We start from the raw sequence: 15,611 nt of genomic DNA on the forward strand, positions 1-15,611 counted from the left end.
GCCGATCACCGGCCGATCGGCAGCCGATCAGAAACCGATCCTGAACTGCGGAAACCGATCCAGCCGATCAGCCCGCCGACCCCCCGGAAAACGGCCTCGACAGGCCCTGCGGGGCCCCATCGGCCCCGCGCCCCCGACACCCGTCCCGCCTGGCTCCGCCATGCCCGCACACAACTACCGACCGTGACCGATCAGACAGGAGACCGGCGATGTCCCCGGCCCGCACCACCACCCCCCGAAAGCCCCGCACCACCCCCGCCAAGGCCCCGGCCAAGACCGCCCGGAAATCGCTCGCGGCCGTCGCGCCGAAGACCGCCGACGCCCTGCCGAAGCTGGCCCCCGGAACCGTCCCGACGGCGTTCGCACGGCTGTCCGCCGACCCGCTGCTGGCCGACGCCGCCGACCGCGCCGCCGACATCCGCGACCTCGCCCTGGCCGACGCCCGCGTCCTGCTGGAGGACGCGAACCGCGCCGCCGACGCCGAGCTGGCGACCGCCCAGCAGCGGACCGACGAGGCCGAAGCGCTGCGCGAGCAGGCCGCCACCGAGGCTAAGACGGTCACGCAGCGTGCCGAGGACGCGGCCCGTCGGCTCCTGTTCCTGGCCGGCCACCAGGCCGACCTGATCCGCGGGGCCGCCGCCGAGGGCGCCGACGAGCGACGCAAGGAGGCCGACGCCGACGCCCTCCGGCGGATCGACACCGCCGAGCAGCAGGCGGCGGCGATCACCCGGGTCGCCGCCGAGCGGGCCGGCGAGATCCGCGATCGCGCGGCTGAGCAGGCCCGGCTCAACGGCGCCGAGGCAGAGCAGATCCTGGCCTGCGCCGAGCAGGCCGCTGCAGACCTCACCCGCACTGCCGAGCAGCGGGCCGGGCAGGTCCGTGCCCAGGCCGAGCAGGACGCTGTCGCGCTGCGCGCCTGTGCCGAGCGGCAGGCCGAGCAGGCCCGCCAGGCCGCCGCCGGGCAGGCCGAGACCCTGGTCGGCGACGCCCACGCCCGGGTCGCCGGCCTGCTGGAGTCGGCCCGCGAGCAGGCCGACGAGGTGCGCCGTGTCGCCGAGGCGGATGCCGAGCGGGTGCGCGTCCAGGCCCGTCGGCTGCGTGAGGACGCGGACCGGGAGATCGACCAGGCCGCCGACGCGGCCCGTGAGGTGCGGGCCAAGGCGGCGGCCGACACCGGCCAGGTCCGGGACCAGGCCGAGCAGGAGGCCCGTCGGCAGCGGACCCGGACCGCCGCCGAGGCGTCCAGGCTGCTGGAGGAGGCGGAGAAGGACGCGGACCGGATCCTGCGGCAGGCCGAGCAGACGGCGGCCGCGACCAGGACCGAGATTGATCAGAGTCTGGCTGCGGCGAAGCAGGCGCAGTCCGAGGCGCAGGAGATGAAGGGGCTCGCCTCCCAGAAGCTCGACGATGCCGCGGAGAAGCTGCGCCGGGCCACCAGCCGCACCGTCCGCAAGCTGGCGAAGCGCCGGCTCAAGCGGGAGGCTCGGGGTGCCGAGCGGGCGGGGAAGCCCACGGTCGTCGGCCGGGTGAAGGAGTTTGTCCGGGCCAATTCGCGGCGTCTGCTGGCCATCGTGCCGATCACCGCGCCGATGGCCGTTGCCTGGACCGGCCAGGCCGGGTTCGCCCAGGACATCCTGGGCTGGATCCCCCCGTTCACGATCCTGTTCGCTGCCGCGTGGGAGCTGTCCACGGCGTTCGTCGCGTGGATGTACCACGAGGCCCGCAAGGTCGGCGACAGCGGGACCCTGTACCGGGTCGCGACCTGGGTGTTCGCGATCGGCGCGGCCGCAATGAACTACTGGCACGCCTCCGCCACCGTCATCGGCCAGAAGTGGGACCCGGTCGCCCAGAAGATGGTCGACCAGCTCAGCTACTGGGACCCCACCCCCAAGGCGGTCGCGTTCTCGGCGATGAGCATCACCGGCATGGTGCTGTGGGAGCTCTACGCCCGCCTCATCCACCGCAGCAAGCTCCGTGCGGACGGCAAGGTCGCCCAGTCGCGGCCGACGATCGGCGCGATCCGTTGGGCCCGCTACCCCGGGCACTCCTTCACCGCGTGGTCGCTGGCGATCACCGACGAGTCGCTGTCCACGGTCGAACTCGCCTGGACGGCGGCGGCGAACCACCGCGAACTGGTTCGCCGAACCGGCCTCGGACCGGTTCGCCGGTTCATCGCTACGGCGATCGGCGTCGGCGACTGGATGCCGCTGCGTGCCTTGCCGCCCGTGCCGAGCCGTAGTCTCGTCATCGCGCTGTCCGGTTCGCCGAACCCGGCCGCCGTCCCGCAGTTCGCGGTTCGCCTCACCCGCCCCGGTTCGCCGAACCACCCCCCGAAGGGCCCCGGCGGTTCGCCGAACCCTGCACTGCCCGCGGCACGCTCCGGCGCGGCGGGCGGCCGCCGCGAACTGGAGCCCGCGAACCGGACCACCCCGGACGGCGAACCGGCCGGTCCCGGGTCCCGGCCGCGAACCGCCGCCGACCAGGAGCGATCCGCCCCGGCCCTCGACGGTTCGAACCGGCGCAGCGCCGCCCAGGAACTCGCGAACGGGCAGGTTCGGCAGGTCCTCGAACTGATCGAGGCCGAGGGCTACGACACCGTCGACCTCGACTACGTGATGACGAACCTCGGCATGAAGAAGACCACCGCGTACCACCGCCTCGCGGACGCCCGCAGGGAGTTCGCGAACCGCATCGCGGCCTGATCCGCGAACCGCGAACCGGTTCGTTGCCCGAACCGCGAACCGCGAACTGAATCCCGCGAACCGGTTCGTCGCCCGAACCGCGAACCGCGAACTCCGGCCCCGGGATGAACGAACGAACCGTCCCGGGGCCGGCCCGCAGGGCAACCCGTGTCCGGCGGACCGGTCTCGTCTCCCGCCGCACCCGAACCACCGGGAACAGCATCGTGACTGGCCGTCACCCGTACCGGTCGAAAGTCACCAACTCCTCCACCAGGCACCGCACTGCTGCCGAGGATGGCCGCACCATTCACGAAGGGACCCTGATGCACCATCTCGTCACCCTGTCCGGCGTCGCCGCCCTCGTCCTGGCCCTGTGGGCCGTCCAGGTGACCGTTCTGGCACTCCACGTCCGCTACGCCATCCACCACGGCGTCAACGACCCCGTCACCATGGACTCCGAAATTGCCCTGCTGTTCGTCTGCGGCATCGTCACGCTGCTCAGCGCCGCCGGCGGAGGGAGCGCCATCGGTACCAGCTTCCACGCCGTCCAATGGGGATGGGCCCATGCGGTCCTCGCGATCGGTACCACGGTGTCCTACATGCTCCTGAGCTACGCCACCGGCTGGGAGGCACGGACCTGGTGGGACAACCGGAAGACACGCAAGGCCGGGCACGCCGTCGAAGCCGCCGAGACCACGGCCTGACAGCCCATCACCGGGCCGCCAGGGCCCCTGCTCCACCCGGAGCAGGGGCCCCGCCTCTGCCCCCGCAGGACCGGCCTCACCCCCGGTCCCCACCGCCCGCCCGGCATCCAGCCCGGCGGGCGGTGTGCATCCGGGGACGGGGCCGACGGCCCGGCCGAGGAGCCGCCATCGACCCCCGGGCCGCCCTCGCCGTCCAGGCCCGCGCCGACGAGCTGCGCGCCGGCCTGGACTGACCCGTCCGCCAGGTTCCGGCACCGCCCACCCGGTCCGGCGTTGCCGGGACCTGGCGCGACCGCCTGGTCACCCCTGACCGCAGCCCCATCCGAATCCGAGTACCACCAACCGGAAGGACCCACCCGTGGACAACTTGCCCCGCCTGGCCGCCGCCCCCTCCGAGTCGCTCGTCACCATCCACGGCGTCATCACGACCGCCTCCCACAACACCCACCCGCGCACCCTGACGATCAGCGACGAGAGCGGCTCCGTCACCGCCTACGTGTCCGCCGACGCGATCGGCGGCCTGGTCGTCAACAACGGCCAGGCCCACCTGGTCGGCACCCGCGTCACGGTCGTCGGCCTGCGCCTGGACGCGACCGGCGTCCGCGCCTCGAACATCGCCCTCGACACCGCGCCGCTCACGGGCGACGCCCTCGACGCCCTCCTGGCCACCGCCTCCACCGGCGCCGCCCTCTCCACCGCCAGCCTGCTCGCCCTGCCCGCCGCCCCGGCCCGCCGCCGGTGACCGACCACCCCGAGCGCGGCGACCGCCCGGCCGCCGCGCCCCACCGACTCCTGCGCCGGCCGCAGCCCGGCCGCCGGATTCCGCCCGCCGACCAGACCCCGGAAGGAACTGTCCGACCGTGAACCTCACCTTCGACCCCGGCACGCTGATCGTCCTCGTCGGCGGGTCCGGCGCCGGGAAGTCGAGCTTCGCCGACCGCCGCTGGCCGGCCACCTGGCGGCTGTGCCTGGACGACTACCGAGCCCTGGCCACCGACTCCGCGGCCGACCAGTCCGCCACCCCCGTCGCCGCGCAAATCCAGGACCTGCTCCTGGACGCCCGCCTCTCCCGGGCGCTGACCACCGTCATCGACTCCACAGCACTCCTGCCCCACGTCCGCGCGCACCTGATCGCCCGCGCCCGCTACTGGCAGCGCCCCGCGGCCGCGGTGCTGTTCGACGTCCCCCTCGAGACCCGCCGCGCGCAGAACACGACCCGCGAGCGGGTCGTCCCGGACCACGTCCTGCTCGACCAGGAGCAGCTGCTGCCGACCGCCGAGCAATTGCTCGCCGAGGGCTTCACGCACGTCGACCGCATCACCGCCCCCGTCGGCCTCGCACCGGCCCGCGCCGGCCGCTGACCATCCCTCGCCGCACCTGACATCTCCAGGAAGGACAGCACGATGAACACCACCACCCCCGCCCCGGCCGCGCCGGTGATCGCCTCCGCCGCCCAGAACATCGCCCGCCGGGGCCTGTTCGCCGAACAGCCGGCCGTCGTCGGCGACCCGTCCCAGGAATGGGCGCTGTGGCTGACCGCCCTCGGCCAGGTCATCCCGATGCCCGGCCTCGGCGAGGCCCTGATCGAGGCCGCCGAGCACAACGCGGTGGCCGCCGACATGGACGACGGCTCCCCCTTCAACGCGGTCGTCCACGCCGTGGTCCTGCACCGCGGCAAGGCCTGGCGGCGCCCGCGCCAGGCCCGCACCGGCAGCGTCCGCCCGCACATCGTGCACTCCGCCTGGTGCGCGGTGTGCGACGAGCCGCTGGACGACGAGTACGGCTACTACGAGTCCCCCGAGGACGTCGTCACCGCCGCCCGGGACCGCGACTGGAAGACGCTGCCGAACGGCGACCTCATCTGCTCCCAGGCCGACCCCGCCCACCTCACCGCCGAGCAGACCCCCACCGCCGCCGAGGGGCAGAGCACTCTCGACCTCGCCGTCCCCCCGGCCCCCGCCCCGGGCGGCGGCGAGGCGGCCGACGAGCACCTGGCCGGCCGCTACCTGTACGGCGCGCGCCTGCACCGCGCCCCCGCCCCGGCCACCGAGTCCGACCCCGCGTCGCCGGACACCGGCACCGGCTACCTCACCAGGGCCTCCGAGCGCACCCACCGCCTCACCGCCGAGGCCCTGCGCGCCGCCCTGTTCGACGTCCCCGGCCACGCCCCGGTGGAGATGGCCGGCTACCCGCTCAGCCGCGCCGAGTACATCGACGGCGTCCTCGACCTGGACGCCTGACCCGCCCACCGCACCACCTGGCCCCGCACCACCGGCCCGGCCGCACGACGCGGCCGGGCCGCCGCCTCTCCCGAACGGAACCTCACCGTGAAGCCGCGCCCGCACGAGCCCTGGCCCGACACCCGCCCCGTCAACGCCCGCTGGCTGGACCTGGCCGACCGCCACCTGCTGGCCTACGACCACGACCGCTACCGCGTCCACGGCGTCCCCAACAACGTCCTGGCCCTGATCTGGGGCGGACTGATCGCCGACCACCCCGACGGCCCCCGCCTCACCGACACCGGCCGCGCCCGCCTCGCCGCCGAACGCGCCCACGACGACCACGACACCGGCGCCCGGCACCCGGACGCGATGCCGCCCGGGGCGGCGGCCTGGGTCCGGGAGAACGTCTGGCCGCCGAGCTGGCTCCGCAACCACCAGCACATCCCCAGCGCCTTCACGGACTGCGCCTGCCACGAGCCGCCGTCCTCCGAATGCCAGCGCGGCCGCCACGGCGAGTGCCGCCACGACGGCCGGCCGATCCGCGAAACCGTCATCCAGACCGCGGCCCTGCGCCCGGCCCGCCACCCCCAGCCCCACACCCACCGGAGCCAGGAGTACTCCGGCACCAACGACCTCGCCTGGGTGTGGATCGCCGGACCGCCCTGCCGACAGCTCTGCCGCTGCGCGTGCCACCACAAGACCCCGCTGATCCGGCAGGCGACCGGTCCGACCGGGCCGGGCCGGTGGTGGGTGAACTGCTGCGGCCGGATCGTCACCCGCCGCGAGTGGACCGACGATGCCTGGTGCCGCACCGCCGCCGATGCCCGGGCCCTCGCCGACTGGCACATCGCCGGCGAGAGGGGCCCCGCGCCCGCCGACTCCCCAGGCATGCCCGACCTCGCCCCCGCCCCCGTCGGTGGCCAGGAGCAGCTCACCTTCTTCTGATTGCCACCCAGCCCCGTACCGATGCCGGGCCCTCCGCGAGCGGACCGCCGCCGCCGGCCCCGGCAGCACCAGCCCACCCGGGCCGGTGCTGCCGGGACCTGGCGCGGCTGCCCGGTCACCCGACCGCAGCCCCGACGCCCAAACCGAGAGGCACACACCATGGCCGTCGCCAGCCCCCGCACCCCCAACCCCGTCGCCGCCGTGGAGGAACTCCTGGCCGGCTTCGCCCCTGACCCGGCCGACGGCCTGCTGGTCCGGGACGACGCCTACACCGTCGTCCTCGCCGTCCTCGGCCACTTCGAGTCGTTCGGCCGGCGCCGCACCACGATCGGCGAGCTGCACACCTGGTCGCGCGCCGTCCCCGGCGGCCGGGCCCTCGGCGGCCACGACCGCCTCCTCGGCCTGCTGCAGCAGGCCGCCGACCACGGACGGATCCGCCTCGACCGGGGCCAGGTCCACATCGGCGACGCCCCGACCGGCGGCGGCTCCGGCCACGTCTGGATGCGCCAGCTGACCAAGGGCGGCGCCCCGGTCGAGCTGATCGGCCCCGAGCCCTGGCCCGCCGGCACCCCCGCCCGCCCCGGCACCCCGGCCTGGTGGCACTGCACCGGCTGCCGCGACGGCCGCCTCCGCATCGAGGCCGCACCCCTCTACACGGTGCGCAGCCAGGTCGCCGACCACGCCGCCGCCTGCGCCTACCTGCTCCCGCTGCCCGACCACCGCTGACCGACCGCCGACCCGGCACCACCAGGAGCACGACATCGTGAACAACCAGCACCACCGGCCGGACCCCGACGCCACGGTCGAGCACGAGCTCCAGGCCCACGCCCTCGACGTCGCGCAACTCGCCGACGCCATCCGTCGCTACCAGGACGACCTGCGCGACGGGCATGCGCACCCCGAGGCCGCCGACCGCCTGGCCGCCCTCGCCGGGCGAATCTCCCGCCAGGCCCACCGCATCACCGGCGCGCGCGATGCCGCCCGCCGTGCCCGACAGCCCCGACCCGAGGGAACCCCGTGACCACCACCAGGACCCGGGCGGCCAGGATCCGCCGCGTCCACGCCGACGGCACCACCTGCGAACACCAGGTCCACCCCCGCACCGGCCGGCCCCGCGACCCGGCCGGCGGCTGCACCGGCCGCACCGGCTACAGCGCCGACTGCCCCGGCTGCGGCGAGACCATCACCCACGACCTGCGGGTCGTCGTTGCCGACGAGCTCAAGTACCGCCACCGCCACCGCCACACCGCCTGACCGCCCACCACAACCACGGGGCCGGCCCACCACGAGCGGGCCGGCCCCGACCGTCCATGGAAGGGACACCGTGACCACCACCGACCACACCGCGCCCAGCGGCCGGACCAGCAGAAACAGCATCCAGTCCCCGGAGGAGCAGCTGGCGCTCGCGGTCGAGTTCCGCGTGCCGATCCCCCACGGCCCGGCAGGCGGGCCCGGCGAGGTCGTCGTGCGCCGCGACGCGACCGGCGACGGCTGGGCGGTGACCGACGGCGCCCTGACCGGTGTGCGGGCCTGGACCGAGGGCGAGGGCTGGCGACCGGTTTGGGACATCGGCCGCGCCGCGGCCTACCAGCACACCCGCGAGGGAGCCCTGGCGCTGGCCCACCGGGTCGCCGAGTACGAGGCCGCCAACCACCGGCAGCGGATCGGTGTGATCGCCGCCCCCCTCGGCCACGGCATCCGCACCCACCGGCGCACGATCACCTGCCCGCGCTGCCGGACGCCCGGCGCCGAGGAGTACGGCGAACCGATCGACGGCACCGACGACTTCGCGGACTGCGCCCGCTGCCGGACCTGCGGACACGAGTGGGCCCTTGACCCGGGGGCCGACGTCTCCTGCACCACCTGCGGCGGCAGCGGCATCCCGGGGGCCGGCCCCAGCCGCACGCGCACCCCGGACGGCTGGGAGCCCGCCCCGTACTGCGAGTGCCACGCCTCCGGACACTGACGCTGCCCACCACAGCACCCCGTCGCCCGGCCAGCCAGGCCCGGCGAGCGGGGTGCTGTGGTGCGCGGCGTCAGTGCCCGGCCGACACACCGACCCCGGAGGAACCCGTGACAGCCACCGACCGCGCCGCCCGCTTCGCCACCGCCTACGCCCTGCTCCGGGCCGCCGGAGCGATCGGTGACATGTGGGTCCAGACGGACACCTGCGCCCGGATCAAGGGCGCCACCGACACCAACCCCGTCGTCGACCGCGACGAGGAGACCGGCGTCGAGACCGCCGTGCACGGCACCCGAGACGGCCAACTCGCCTGCCTCCACCACTGCACGACCTACACCGCCGTCCAGGCCGGCGCCCTGCTGATCGGCTCACGGCTGCTGGGCCTGCGCCTGGGACCCGGCCGAATCGCCGCCGCCCTGGCCATCTCCTTCACGACCCACTACGTCGCGGACAGGCGATTCCCACTGGCCCGCCTGGCGAAGGCCACCGGCAAGAGCGCCTTCTACGAGCGCCTGTCCCCGATCTGCGGGTCCTTCGAGCTCGACCTTCTCTGCACCAACACGGTTGCCGGCGGTGCTCGCTGATGAGCACCCCCGACCTCACGACGCTGGCAACGTTCGGATCGATCTGGGCGGTGCTGGCCGTCGGCCACAACCTGGCGGACCACGTCTTCGGCCAGAGCGACCACCAGGCCGCGAACAAGGGAGCGCCGAGCGCGCAGGACGTGGCCTCCGGGGTGAGCCCCCGCCGGGGCTGGGCCGCATGCCTGGCCCACGTCGGCCAGTACCACCTCGTTATCGCCGCGCTGCTCACCCTGGTGTGGCTGTTCATCCCGCTGCCGCTGTCCGCGGCTGGCCTGGCCGCCGGGTTCGGCTGGTCCGCGGCGACCCATGCCGTGCTGGACCGACGCTGGCCGGTTCGCTGGCTTCTGCAACACACCGGCTCGCCGGACTTCGCCGAGCTCCGATCCGCCGGCCTCAACGGGCTGTACCTGGCTGATCAGGCTCTGCATTCCGGGGCCCTGCTCGTCTCCGCGCTCCTGATTACCCGGCTTTGAGCGATTCGCTCCGAACCCCGCCCCCCGAAGGAGAATCCGATGAACAGCGAAGAGACCGCCGAGCGGGCTGCCAGCGCCGTTGACACCGTGCTGGACCAGATGGACGCCGGCCAGAAGCCGAACGCCGCCGATGTCCTGGTGGTCAACGTCGCGCTGTTCGCCGCTGAGCGCGAAGGCATCCAGCCCGAGAGCTGGCAGAAGCACCTGCGTGCCCGCCAGTGAAACCGCAGCAGACAGTGCCTTTGGTGCAGTCAACTGACCGGTACCAGCGCAGCAGGTCGAAGCCGTAGCTGCGGCAGGTCAGCGGGCTGACATCGCCCAGCATCCGGTCCCGCAGGTAGCTGCTGACGGGGACGACCTCCCGATCGGCCGCGTCCACCACCAGCCACGGTAGCGACGGAGTGGAGCCCGCGACCACGGCCCCCACCCGAGGCAGCCGTGCTCGTCCGTCAATCAGATCTCGATGAAGTGAAGGAGTGTCATGCACGTCCGCATGCTCTTGGACCACCGCCGCCCCGTCGAGCTGGGGCCCGAGTTAGTGCAGTCAACTGACCAGGCTCTGCATGCCTTGGCTCTGCTTGTCTCCGCGCTCCTGAGCACCCGCTTGTGATTCCGCAGGTGTGGCACCGGCAGCCGTACTGGGTGGCCACGGCGGCCGGGAGGTGGCTCCGGCAGGGAGCTCGTCACGGGAAGTCGGTTGAGATCGCAGGGATCGGCTCGGGATACTCACGCGATGACCGATAGCGTGCCATCCGAGGCAGTCGAACAGCGTTGGGACGGGCCCTGGTACCGGGTCCGTACGGACCGCTTCGAGGCGTCTTTCCTGCCCAGCGCCGGTGAGGACCTGGGCGCGGTGTGCAACATCGATGTCGAAGTCCGGTTGGCGGACGGATCGCGCTGGAGCGCGACGGTGTTCACCGTCGCCGAGGTCCAGCGCCTGATGGAGAAGTGGTCCCGAAGCGGCGAGGCCCTGGACGGCCGCTACTTCTGGTGCTCAGACGGCCTGATCGTCCGGGATCCCGGCATCGCCAACATGACCCAGGTGATCACGGGCCTCCTCGACGACGGCGACTTCGACCAGATCCTCCAACGCCTCGACGACGAGTAACCACCTTGGCCTCATCCTGAAAACGAGGTGCTCAGCGGCGGGGGAGCGACCGCGCCGTCCACCACGCCGGCGACTGGAACGACACCCTCGCCACGGTCAGCCGCGCGATCGGCCTCGACCGTTCGAGCGTCCTCGCTGCGACCTGATCCCCATCGACTGAAGGGCTCGTCCCCGTCGGCGTCAAAAGCCGATGGAGACGAGCCCTTCTGCGTTTCGGGGCCCGGCACACGTTGGCCGTTGACCGGGGCGAGAGGCAGCGGGCGACGGTTGCGCCGGCGCAGCTCGGTGTGGCCCTGGAGCAGTCCGCAGCCGATCATGACGCGGGTGTGGTCCGTCTCGGCAGGAACGTGCTGCCGGTCGCGGTGTCGGTCTGTGCAGGAACGTGAGCTGGTTCGGCCGGGGATGTCGGAGGTCCCCACGAAGATCACAGTCATGGAACCCGCCACCGCCCTCGCCGGGCTCGACACTTACCTCTGGGCCGCCGTCAACCACGCCTACGGCCCAGCCGAGGACCTGCCCGACCTGCTGCGCGCCTTCGCCGAGGGCGGCCAGGGCGCCGAGGAGGCCCTGGACGAGCTGTACGGCTCGATCGTGCACCAGGGCACCGTGTACGCGGCCAGCATCTACGCCGCCCCGTATCTCGCCCGAATCGCCGCCTCCGGCCGGCAAGCCGTCGACGCGCTCCGGCTGCTGGGCTGCCTCGCCGAGAGCGAGGACGAGTCCGGCGTCGAGCCGGGCGCCGTCCGGGCCGCGGTCACCGCCCAACTGCCGCTGCTCATACCTCTGCTGGCGGACGAGGCCGCCGACGTCCGGCAGGCAGCCGGTTGGACGGTCGGCCACACCAGGGACACCGACATCGCCCTGCCCGCCGTCCGGGAACGGCTGGCTGCCGAGACCGAGCCCGCCGTCCGAGCCGAACTCCTCACCGCGTACAGCCGGATCGACCGCATGGGCGCCGCCGTCCAGGCCCGCACGCTGCTGGGCCCGGACACGCCCGCACCGCTGCGCCTGGCCGCTGTGTTCGCCGCGTTGGACGCCGAGGAGCCGTGGCTCGCCGCGCACCGCGGTGCCGTCCTCGACCTGTTGCCCGCCCGTGAGACGGCCAGGTCTGTTTACACGGACGAGCACCGGGAGCCGTTGCGCACGATCGTCGGGATCCTGTTGGGACGGGACACGGACTCGGACCGCGAGAATGCGCTCGCCCTGCTCGACGCCGCCCTGCGCGACGAACGCCCCGAGGTACGGGCCGAGGCCCTGTGGGCAGCCGACCGCGCCTGCACCCTGTCCCGCAGCGCCCCGCAGCGGCTGATTCCCGCGATCGCCCCGCTCGCCGCCGACCGGGCGGCCGCCCAACTGCTGGGAAAGCTCGGCCCGGCAGCCGCTGAGGCCGCGCCCGTCCTCGCCGAAGTCGCCGCGCAGCGGGATGAGGAGGCGGCCGACCAGGCCCTTGCCGCGCTCGTCATGGTGGCACCGCAGGCCGCCGCGCCGTTCCTGGCCCGGGCCCTCGGCCGGCGCCCGCGCGCCATGCAGAGCGCCGCCGGGTCCCACGAGGCCGATGCGCTCTTCCCGTTCGACCCCGAGCTGTTCGCCGCGGTCCGCGCCCGCCTGGCCGCCAAGGCGCTGGAGCGCCCCGACGGCCGCAAGGACTGCGGTTGCTCGACGATCGAGGACAACAACGACACCGCCGGGCTGGTCCACCTGCTGCGGCAATGGGGCCCGCAGGCCGCCGATGCGCTGCCCGAACTCTGCGCCGTCCTGCCCCGGTTCCAATACGCGGCCACCGCGATCACCGCCGTCGCCGCCGGCACCGGGCCGGAGCAGCGCGAGCAGGCCGCCACGGCCCTGCGGGCCGGCGCCGGGAAGCTGGTCGTGGCGCAGGCGCTGCACGAGCTGACCGGCGAGAAGGGACCGCTGTTCGCCGCCGCCGAGGCGGCGCTCGCCACCGGTGCGCGCGGCGCCGTCGAGGGTGCCCACGCGGTGGCCGACCTCGGCCCTGAGGCCGCCCGCCTCGTCCCGGCCCTGCGAACGGCGCTCGGCCGCACCGTCGACCGCCGCACCATGCCGGAGGCGGATGCCGACCTCGCCCTGGCGCTCGCCCTGTGGCGGATCGCCGGGGAAGCGGCCGAGGTCGTCCCAGTGCTGGCTTCGGTGCTCGACAGCGGCGAGGGCCGGCAGTGGTTTCGCTGGACGGCCGCCCGCGCGGCCCGCGAGATCGCCCTGCTCGGCCCGGCCGGGCGCCCGCTGACCACCCGACTCGAAGCCCTCCTCGACGACCCGATCCAGGCACCCTCGGCCGTCCTCGGGCTGCTCGGCGTCGCCGACCCGGCAGGCCTCGACCACGCGAGGCTCGCAGAGGCGGCACTGCACTCGGCCGAGACCCGCGCCGACCTCAAGGGCGCCTGCGACGCCCTACAGGCGCTCGGCGCCGCCGCCCTGACACCGGAGCAGCTCGGCCGGCTGGCCGTGCTCGCCGCCGGGGACCGCCGCCTGGTCGTCTCCGGCTCGGACCACGCGATGATCCGCGAGGACGAACAGCTGCGCGCTGTGCTGGCGTTCGTCCTCGGCCGGGTCGGTTGAGGCCAGGTCCGTTCTTCGGATCTGGCCGCTTGGGGTGTTGTCCGCGGACAACACCCCAAGCGGTTCTGCAGCGGGCTGACTTCGGTCAAGGTCATCGCGGAGAGGGACCACCGTGGCGCTTCACCTGAACGTGCGGTCTACGGCGCGCTGCTGACGGGGCATCTGGAACGAGCCGCGGAGGAGGTGCCGCGAGCGTGATTCGTCATGTCTGCGGGCAGTTTGTGCCGATGAATCTGGCATTTCATCATGAACCGCCCGAACTGTGGGCGGTGTCGCGCGTGACTTCTAGCTGCCGGTTAGTAAACTCCCCGCATGAGTACTGAGACTTCGTCGGATGGCCGGGACAAGGTAGTTACCAAACTGCCTGCCGCGCTGCGCCGCGAGCTGAAGATCCGCGCTGCGACCGTCGGGGTCGACATTCAGGACGCGGTCACGATCGGCATCCGCGCGTGGCTCGACAGCACCGAGCCGTTCCAACCGATCGACACCTCCGCCAGCAGCTCGTTCTCCACCTATGTCCCCTCCGACCTCTACAAGAACTTCCGCGTCACCTGCCTCCAGCGCCAAGTCCCCTACAACCAGGGACTCGCCCAGGCGATCCGGCTCTGGCTCGACGCCAACCCCCGCCCCCAGCCGGTCCGGCTCTCCACCGGCCCGCAGCGCATCGTCGTGGCCAACCAGAAGGGCGGCGTCGGCAAGACCGCCCTCTCCAACGGCATCGCCCAGGCACTCGCCGAAGCCGGCCACCGAGTCCTGATCGTCGACTTCGACCCGCAGAGCCACCTCACGCTCCAGCTCGGCATCAGCCCCCTGCCGATCAAGGGCGATAGCCTTGCCAAGAACATGACCGGCGAACGCTCCAGCGACCTGCGCGACCTCCTCGTCGAGGTCCCCGGAGAAGCCTTCGAAGGACGCCTGTTCGTCCTCCCCGCCTGCACCGACGCCTTCCTCCTGGACGCCAAACTCGTCACCTCCCGAGACGTCCGCGTCAAGGAGACCGCCCTCGAGAAGGCCCTCGCCACCGTCGAGCGCGAATTCGACGTCCTCGTCATCGACTGCCCGCCCAGCCTCGGCTACGCCATGGACAACGCCCTCTACTACGCCCGCACCCGCGACGGCGAACCCCGGGGACGCTCCGGCCTCATCATTCCCGTCCAGGCCGAGGACTCCTCCGCCGACGCCTACATCATGCTCCGCGAGCAGATCGAGTCCCTCTGCGAAGACCTCGACATCGACATCCACGACTTCGGCTTCGTCGTCAACCTCTACGACGCCCGCAAGGGATATGTCGCCACCTCCGCCCTCAAGGAGTGGCAGGCCATAGAGGAACCCGCGGTCATCGCCATCGTCCACGACCTCAAGGACCAGCGAGAGGCAGTCCGCGTCAAGAAGCCCCTGCTCTCCCACGCGCCCGACAGCGAACAGGCCGACGTCATGCGCGAGATCGCCCGGAGGATCACCGCATGACCCGCGCAGCAGAACGCCTCGGCGGCGGCAGCAGCTTCGGCTCCGTCCGCCCCCGCAGCGAACGAGGACGCGCCAAAGCCGTCGCTGAGGGATCCATCCCCGAGTACGAGCTCCAGCGCCTCCCCCTCTCCAAGGTCCACCCCAGCCTCGTCAACCCCCGCCGCTACTTCGGCACCAGCGCGGAACAGGAAACCCTCGGCCACAGCCTCGCCCGCAAGCAGACCACCGCCTGCGTCGCCGTCACCCGCGATGCCTACCTCGCCCTGTGGCCCGAACACGAGCCGAGCATCGGCACCGCCGAGTGGATCATCCTCAACGGCGAGCGACGCTACCGCTCGGCCAACCGAGTCGCCCTCGAACACCTCGACTTCGTCGTCCGCGACGACCTCGCCGTCACCCGAGCCGACTTCATCGACTACCTGATGCTCGAGAACGACGAGCGCCAGGACTTCAACATCATCGAACGCGCCCGCGGCCTCCAGGACCTCCTCCACGCCTGCGACGGCAACGCCGCCGAAGTAGCCCGCCGCCGCGGCAAGGACCGCTCCTGGGTCGGCAACCAGATCGCCCTTCTCACCCTCCCCGCCGACATCCAGGACATGCTCATCGCCGGCACCATGGCCGAGCGCTACGCCCGCCGGCTCGCCCGCGCGCTCAAGGACGACCCCGCCCTCGACACCGCAGCGCTCCTCGCTCTGGCCGAGCAGATCAAGGCGGACGAGCGGAACCGGCGCCAGGAGGAGAAGAACCTCCTCGAGGCAGCCAAGGCCGGTGTGTTGTCCGCGGACAACACACCGGCAGACCCGGTCGGCCTGGCGGAGCGTCAGCACACGCAGTCGGCCGAGCCGACCCGGCACCACTCGGACATCGAGCCGGCTGCCGCGGCC

At 73.2% G+C, this 15,611-nt stretch carries 17 protein-coding genes; all 17 read left to right on the forward strand.

From position 1 onward, the window contains the following. The first annotated feature begins 209 nt into the window (after window positions 1–209). Window positions 210–2,702 carry a hypothetical protein gene (locus AMK19_RS33255; RefSeq protein WP_073819188.1) on the forward strand — a complete coding sequence of 831 codons (2,493 nt, stop codon included), beginning with the start codon at window positions 210–212 and terminating at the stop codon, window positions 2,700–2,702. A gap of 302 nt (window positions 2,703–3,004) precedes the next feature. Beyond that, window positions 3,005–3,385: a hypothetical protein gene (locus tag AMK19_RS33260; RefSeq protein WP_073819190.1), complete on the forward strand. Its 381-nt coding sequence runs from the start codon at window positions 3,005–3,007 to the stop codon at window positions 3,383–3,385. Window positions 3,386–3,743: 358 nt separating this feature from the next. Next, on the forward strand, window positions 3,744–4,127 hold the full coding sequence (locus tag AMK19_RS33265; RefSeq protein ID WP_073819192.1) for a hypothetical protein: 384 nt from the start codon (window positions 3,744–3,746) through the stop codon (window positions 4,125–4,127). 118 nt (window positions 4,128–4,245) lie between these two features. Next, window positions 4,246–4,746: an AAA family ATPase gene (locus AMK19_RS33270; protein ID WP_073819194.1), complete on the forward strand. Its 501-nt coding sequence runs from the start codon at window positions 4,246–4,248 to the stop codon at window positions 4,744–4,746. A gap of 42 nt (window positions 4,747–4,788) precedes the next feature. Then, a complete protein-coding gene (locus tag AMK19_RS33275; RefSeq protein WP_073819196.1) occupies window positions 4,789–5,625 on the forward strand; it encodes a hypothetical protein in 837 nt (278 codons plus the stop codon). Window positions 5,626–5,712: 87 nt separating this feature from the next. Beyond that, window positions 5,713–6,552 (forward strand): hypothetical protein, encoded by an 840-nt coding sequence (locus AMK19_RS33280; RefSeq protein WP_073819198.1) that lies wholly within the window; start codon window positions 5,713–5,715, stop codon window positions 6,550–6,552. Between the two features lie 159 nt (window positions 6,553–6,711). Further along, window positions 6,712–7,278, forward strand: coding sequence for a hypothetical protein (locus AMK19_RS33285; RefSeq protein WP_073819200.1), 567 nt, complete (start codon window positions 6,712–6,714; stop codon window positions 7,276–7,278). A gap of 37 nt (window positions 7,279–7,315) precedes the next feature. Next, window positions 7,316–7,573: a hypothetical protein gene (locus AMK19_RS33290; RefSeq protein WP_073819202.1), complete on the forward strand. Its 258-nt coding sequence runs from the start codon at window positions 7,316–7,318 to the stop codon at window positions 7,571–7,573. Next, complete coding sequence (locus AMK19_RS36315; RefSeq protein WP_073819204.1) at window positions 7,570–7,806, forward strand: hypothetical protein; 237 nt, start codon at window positions 7,570–7,572, stop codon at window positions 7,804–7,806. Before AMK19_RS33290 ends, AMK19_RS36315 begins: the two co-directional genes overlap by 4 nt. A 70-nt stretch (window positions 7,807–7,876) precedes the next feature. Then, on the forward strand, window positions 7,877–8,518 hold the full coding sequence (locus AMK19_RS36320) for a hypothetical protein (protein ID WP_073819206.1): 642 nt from the start codon (window positions 7,877–7,879) through the stop codon (window positions 8,516–8,518). 107 nt (window positions 8,519–8,625) lie between these two features. Continuing rightward, complete coding sequence (locus AMK19_RS33305) at window positions 8,626–9,099, forward strand: hypothetical protein (protein ID WP_073819207.1); 474 nt, start codon at window positions 8,626–8,628, stop codon at window positions 9,097–9,099. Beyond that, on the forward strand, window positions 9,099–9,572 hold the full coding sequence (locus AMK19_RS33310; protein WP_073819208.1) for a hypothetical protein: 474 nt from the start codon (window positions 9,099–9,101) through the stop codon (window positions 9,570–9,572). Before AMK19_RS33305 ends, AMK19_RS33310 begins: the two co-directional genes overlap by 1 nt. 39 nt (window positions 9,573–9,611) lie before the next feature. Then, a complete protein-coding gene (locus tag AMK19_RS33315) occupies window positions 9,612–9,794 on the forward strand; it encodes a hypothetical protein (protein ID WP_073819210.1) in 183 nt (60 codons plus the stop codon). A 511-nt stretch (window positions 9,795–10,305) separates the two neighbouring features. Further along, a complete protein-coding gene (locus tag AMK19_RS33320; protein WP_073819212.1) occupies window positions 10,306–10,680 on the forward strand; it encodes a hypothetical protein in 375 nt (124 codons plus the stop codon). A 432-nt stretch (window positions 10,681–11,112) separates the two neighbouring features. Beyond that, complete coding sequence (locus tag AMK19_RS33325; protein WP_073819304.1) at window positions 11,113–13,257, forward strand: hypothetical protein; 2,145 nt, start codon at window positions 11,113–11,115, stop codon at window positions 13,255–13,257. A gap of 312 nt (window positions 13,258–13,569) precedes the next feature. Then, window positions 13,570–14,724: a ParA family protein gene (locus tag AMK19_RS33330; RefSeq protein ID WP_073819214.1), complete on the forward strand. Its 1,155-nt coding sequence runs from the start codon at window positions 13,570–13,572 to the stop codon at window positions 14,722–14,724. Next, a partial coding sequence (locus AMK19_RS33335) for a ParB/RepB/Spo0J family partition protein (protein ID WP_073819216.1) occupies window positions 14,721–15,611 on the forward strand: 891 nt, incomplete at its 3' end. The genes AMK19_RS33330 and AMK19_RS33335, both read left to right, overlap by 4 nt.

The sequence above is a fragment of the Kitasatospora sp. CB01950 genome (assembly GCF_001905465.1).
In the GTDB taxonomy this organism is placed as follows: Bacteria; Actinomycetota; Actinomycetes; order Streptomycetales; family Streptomycetaceae; genus Kitasatospora.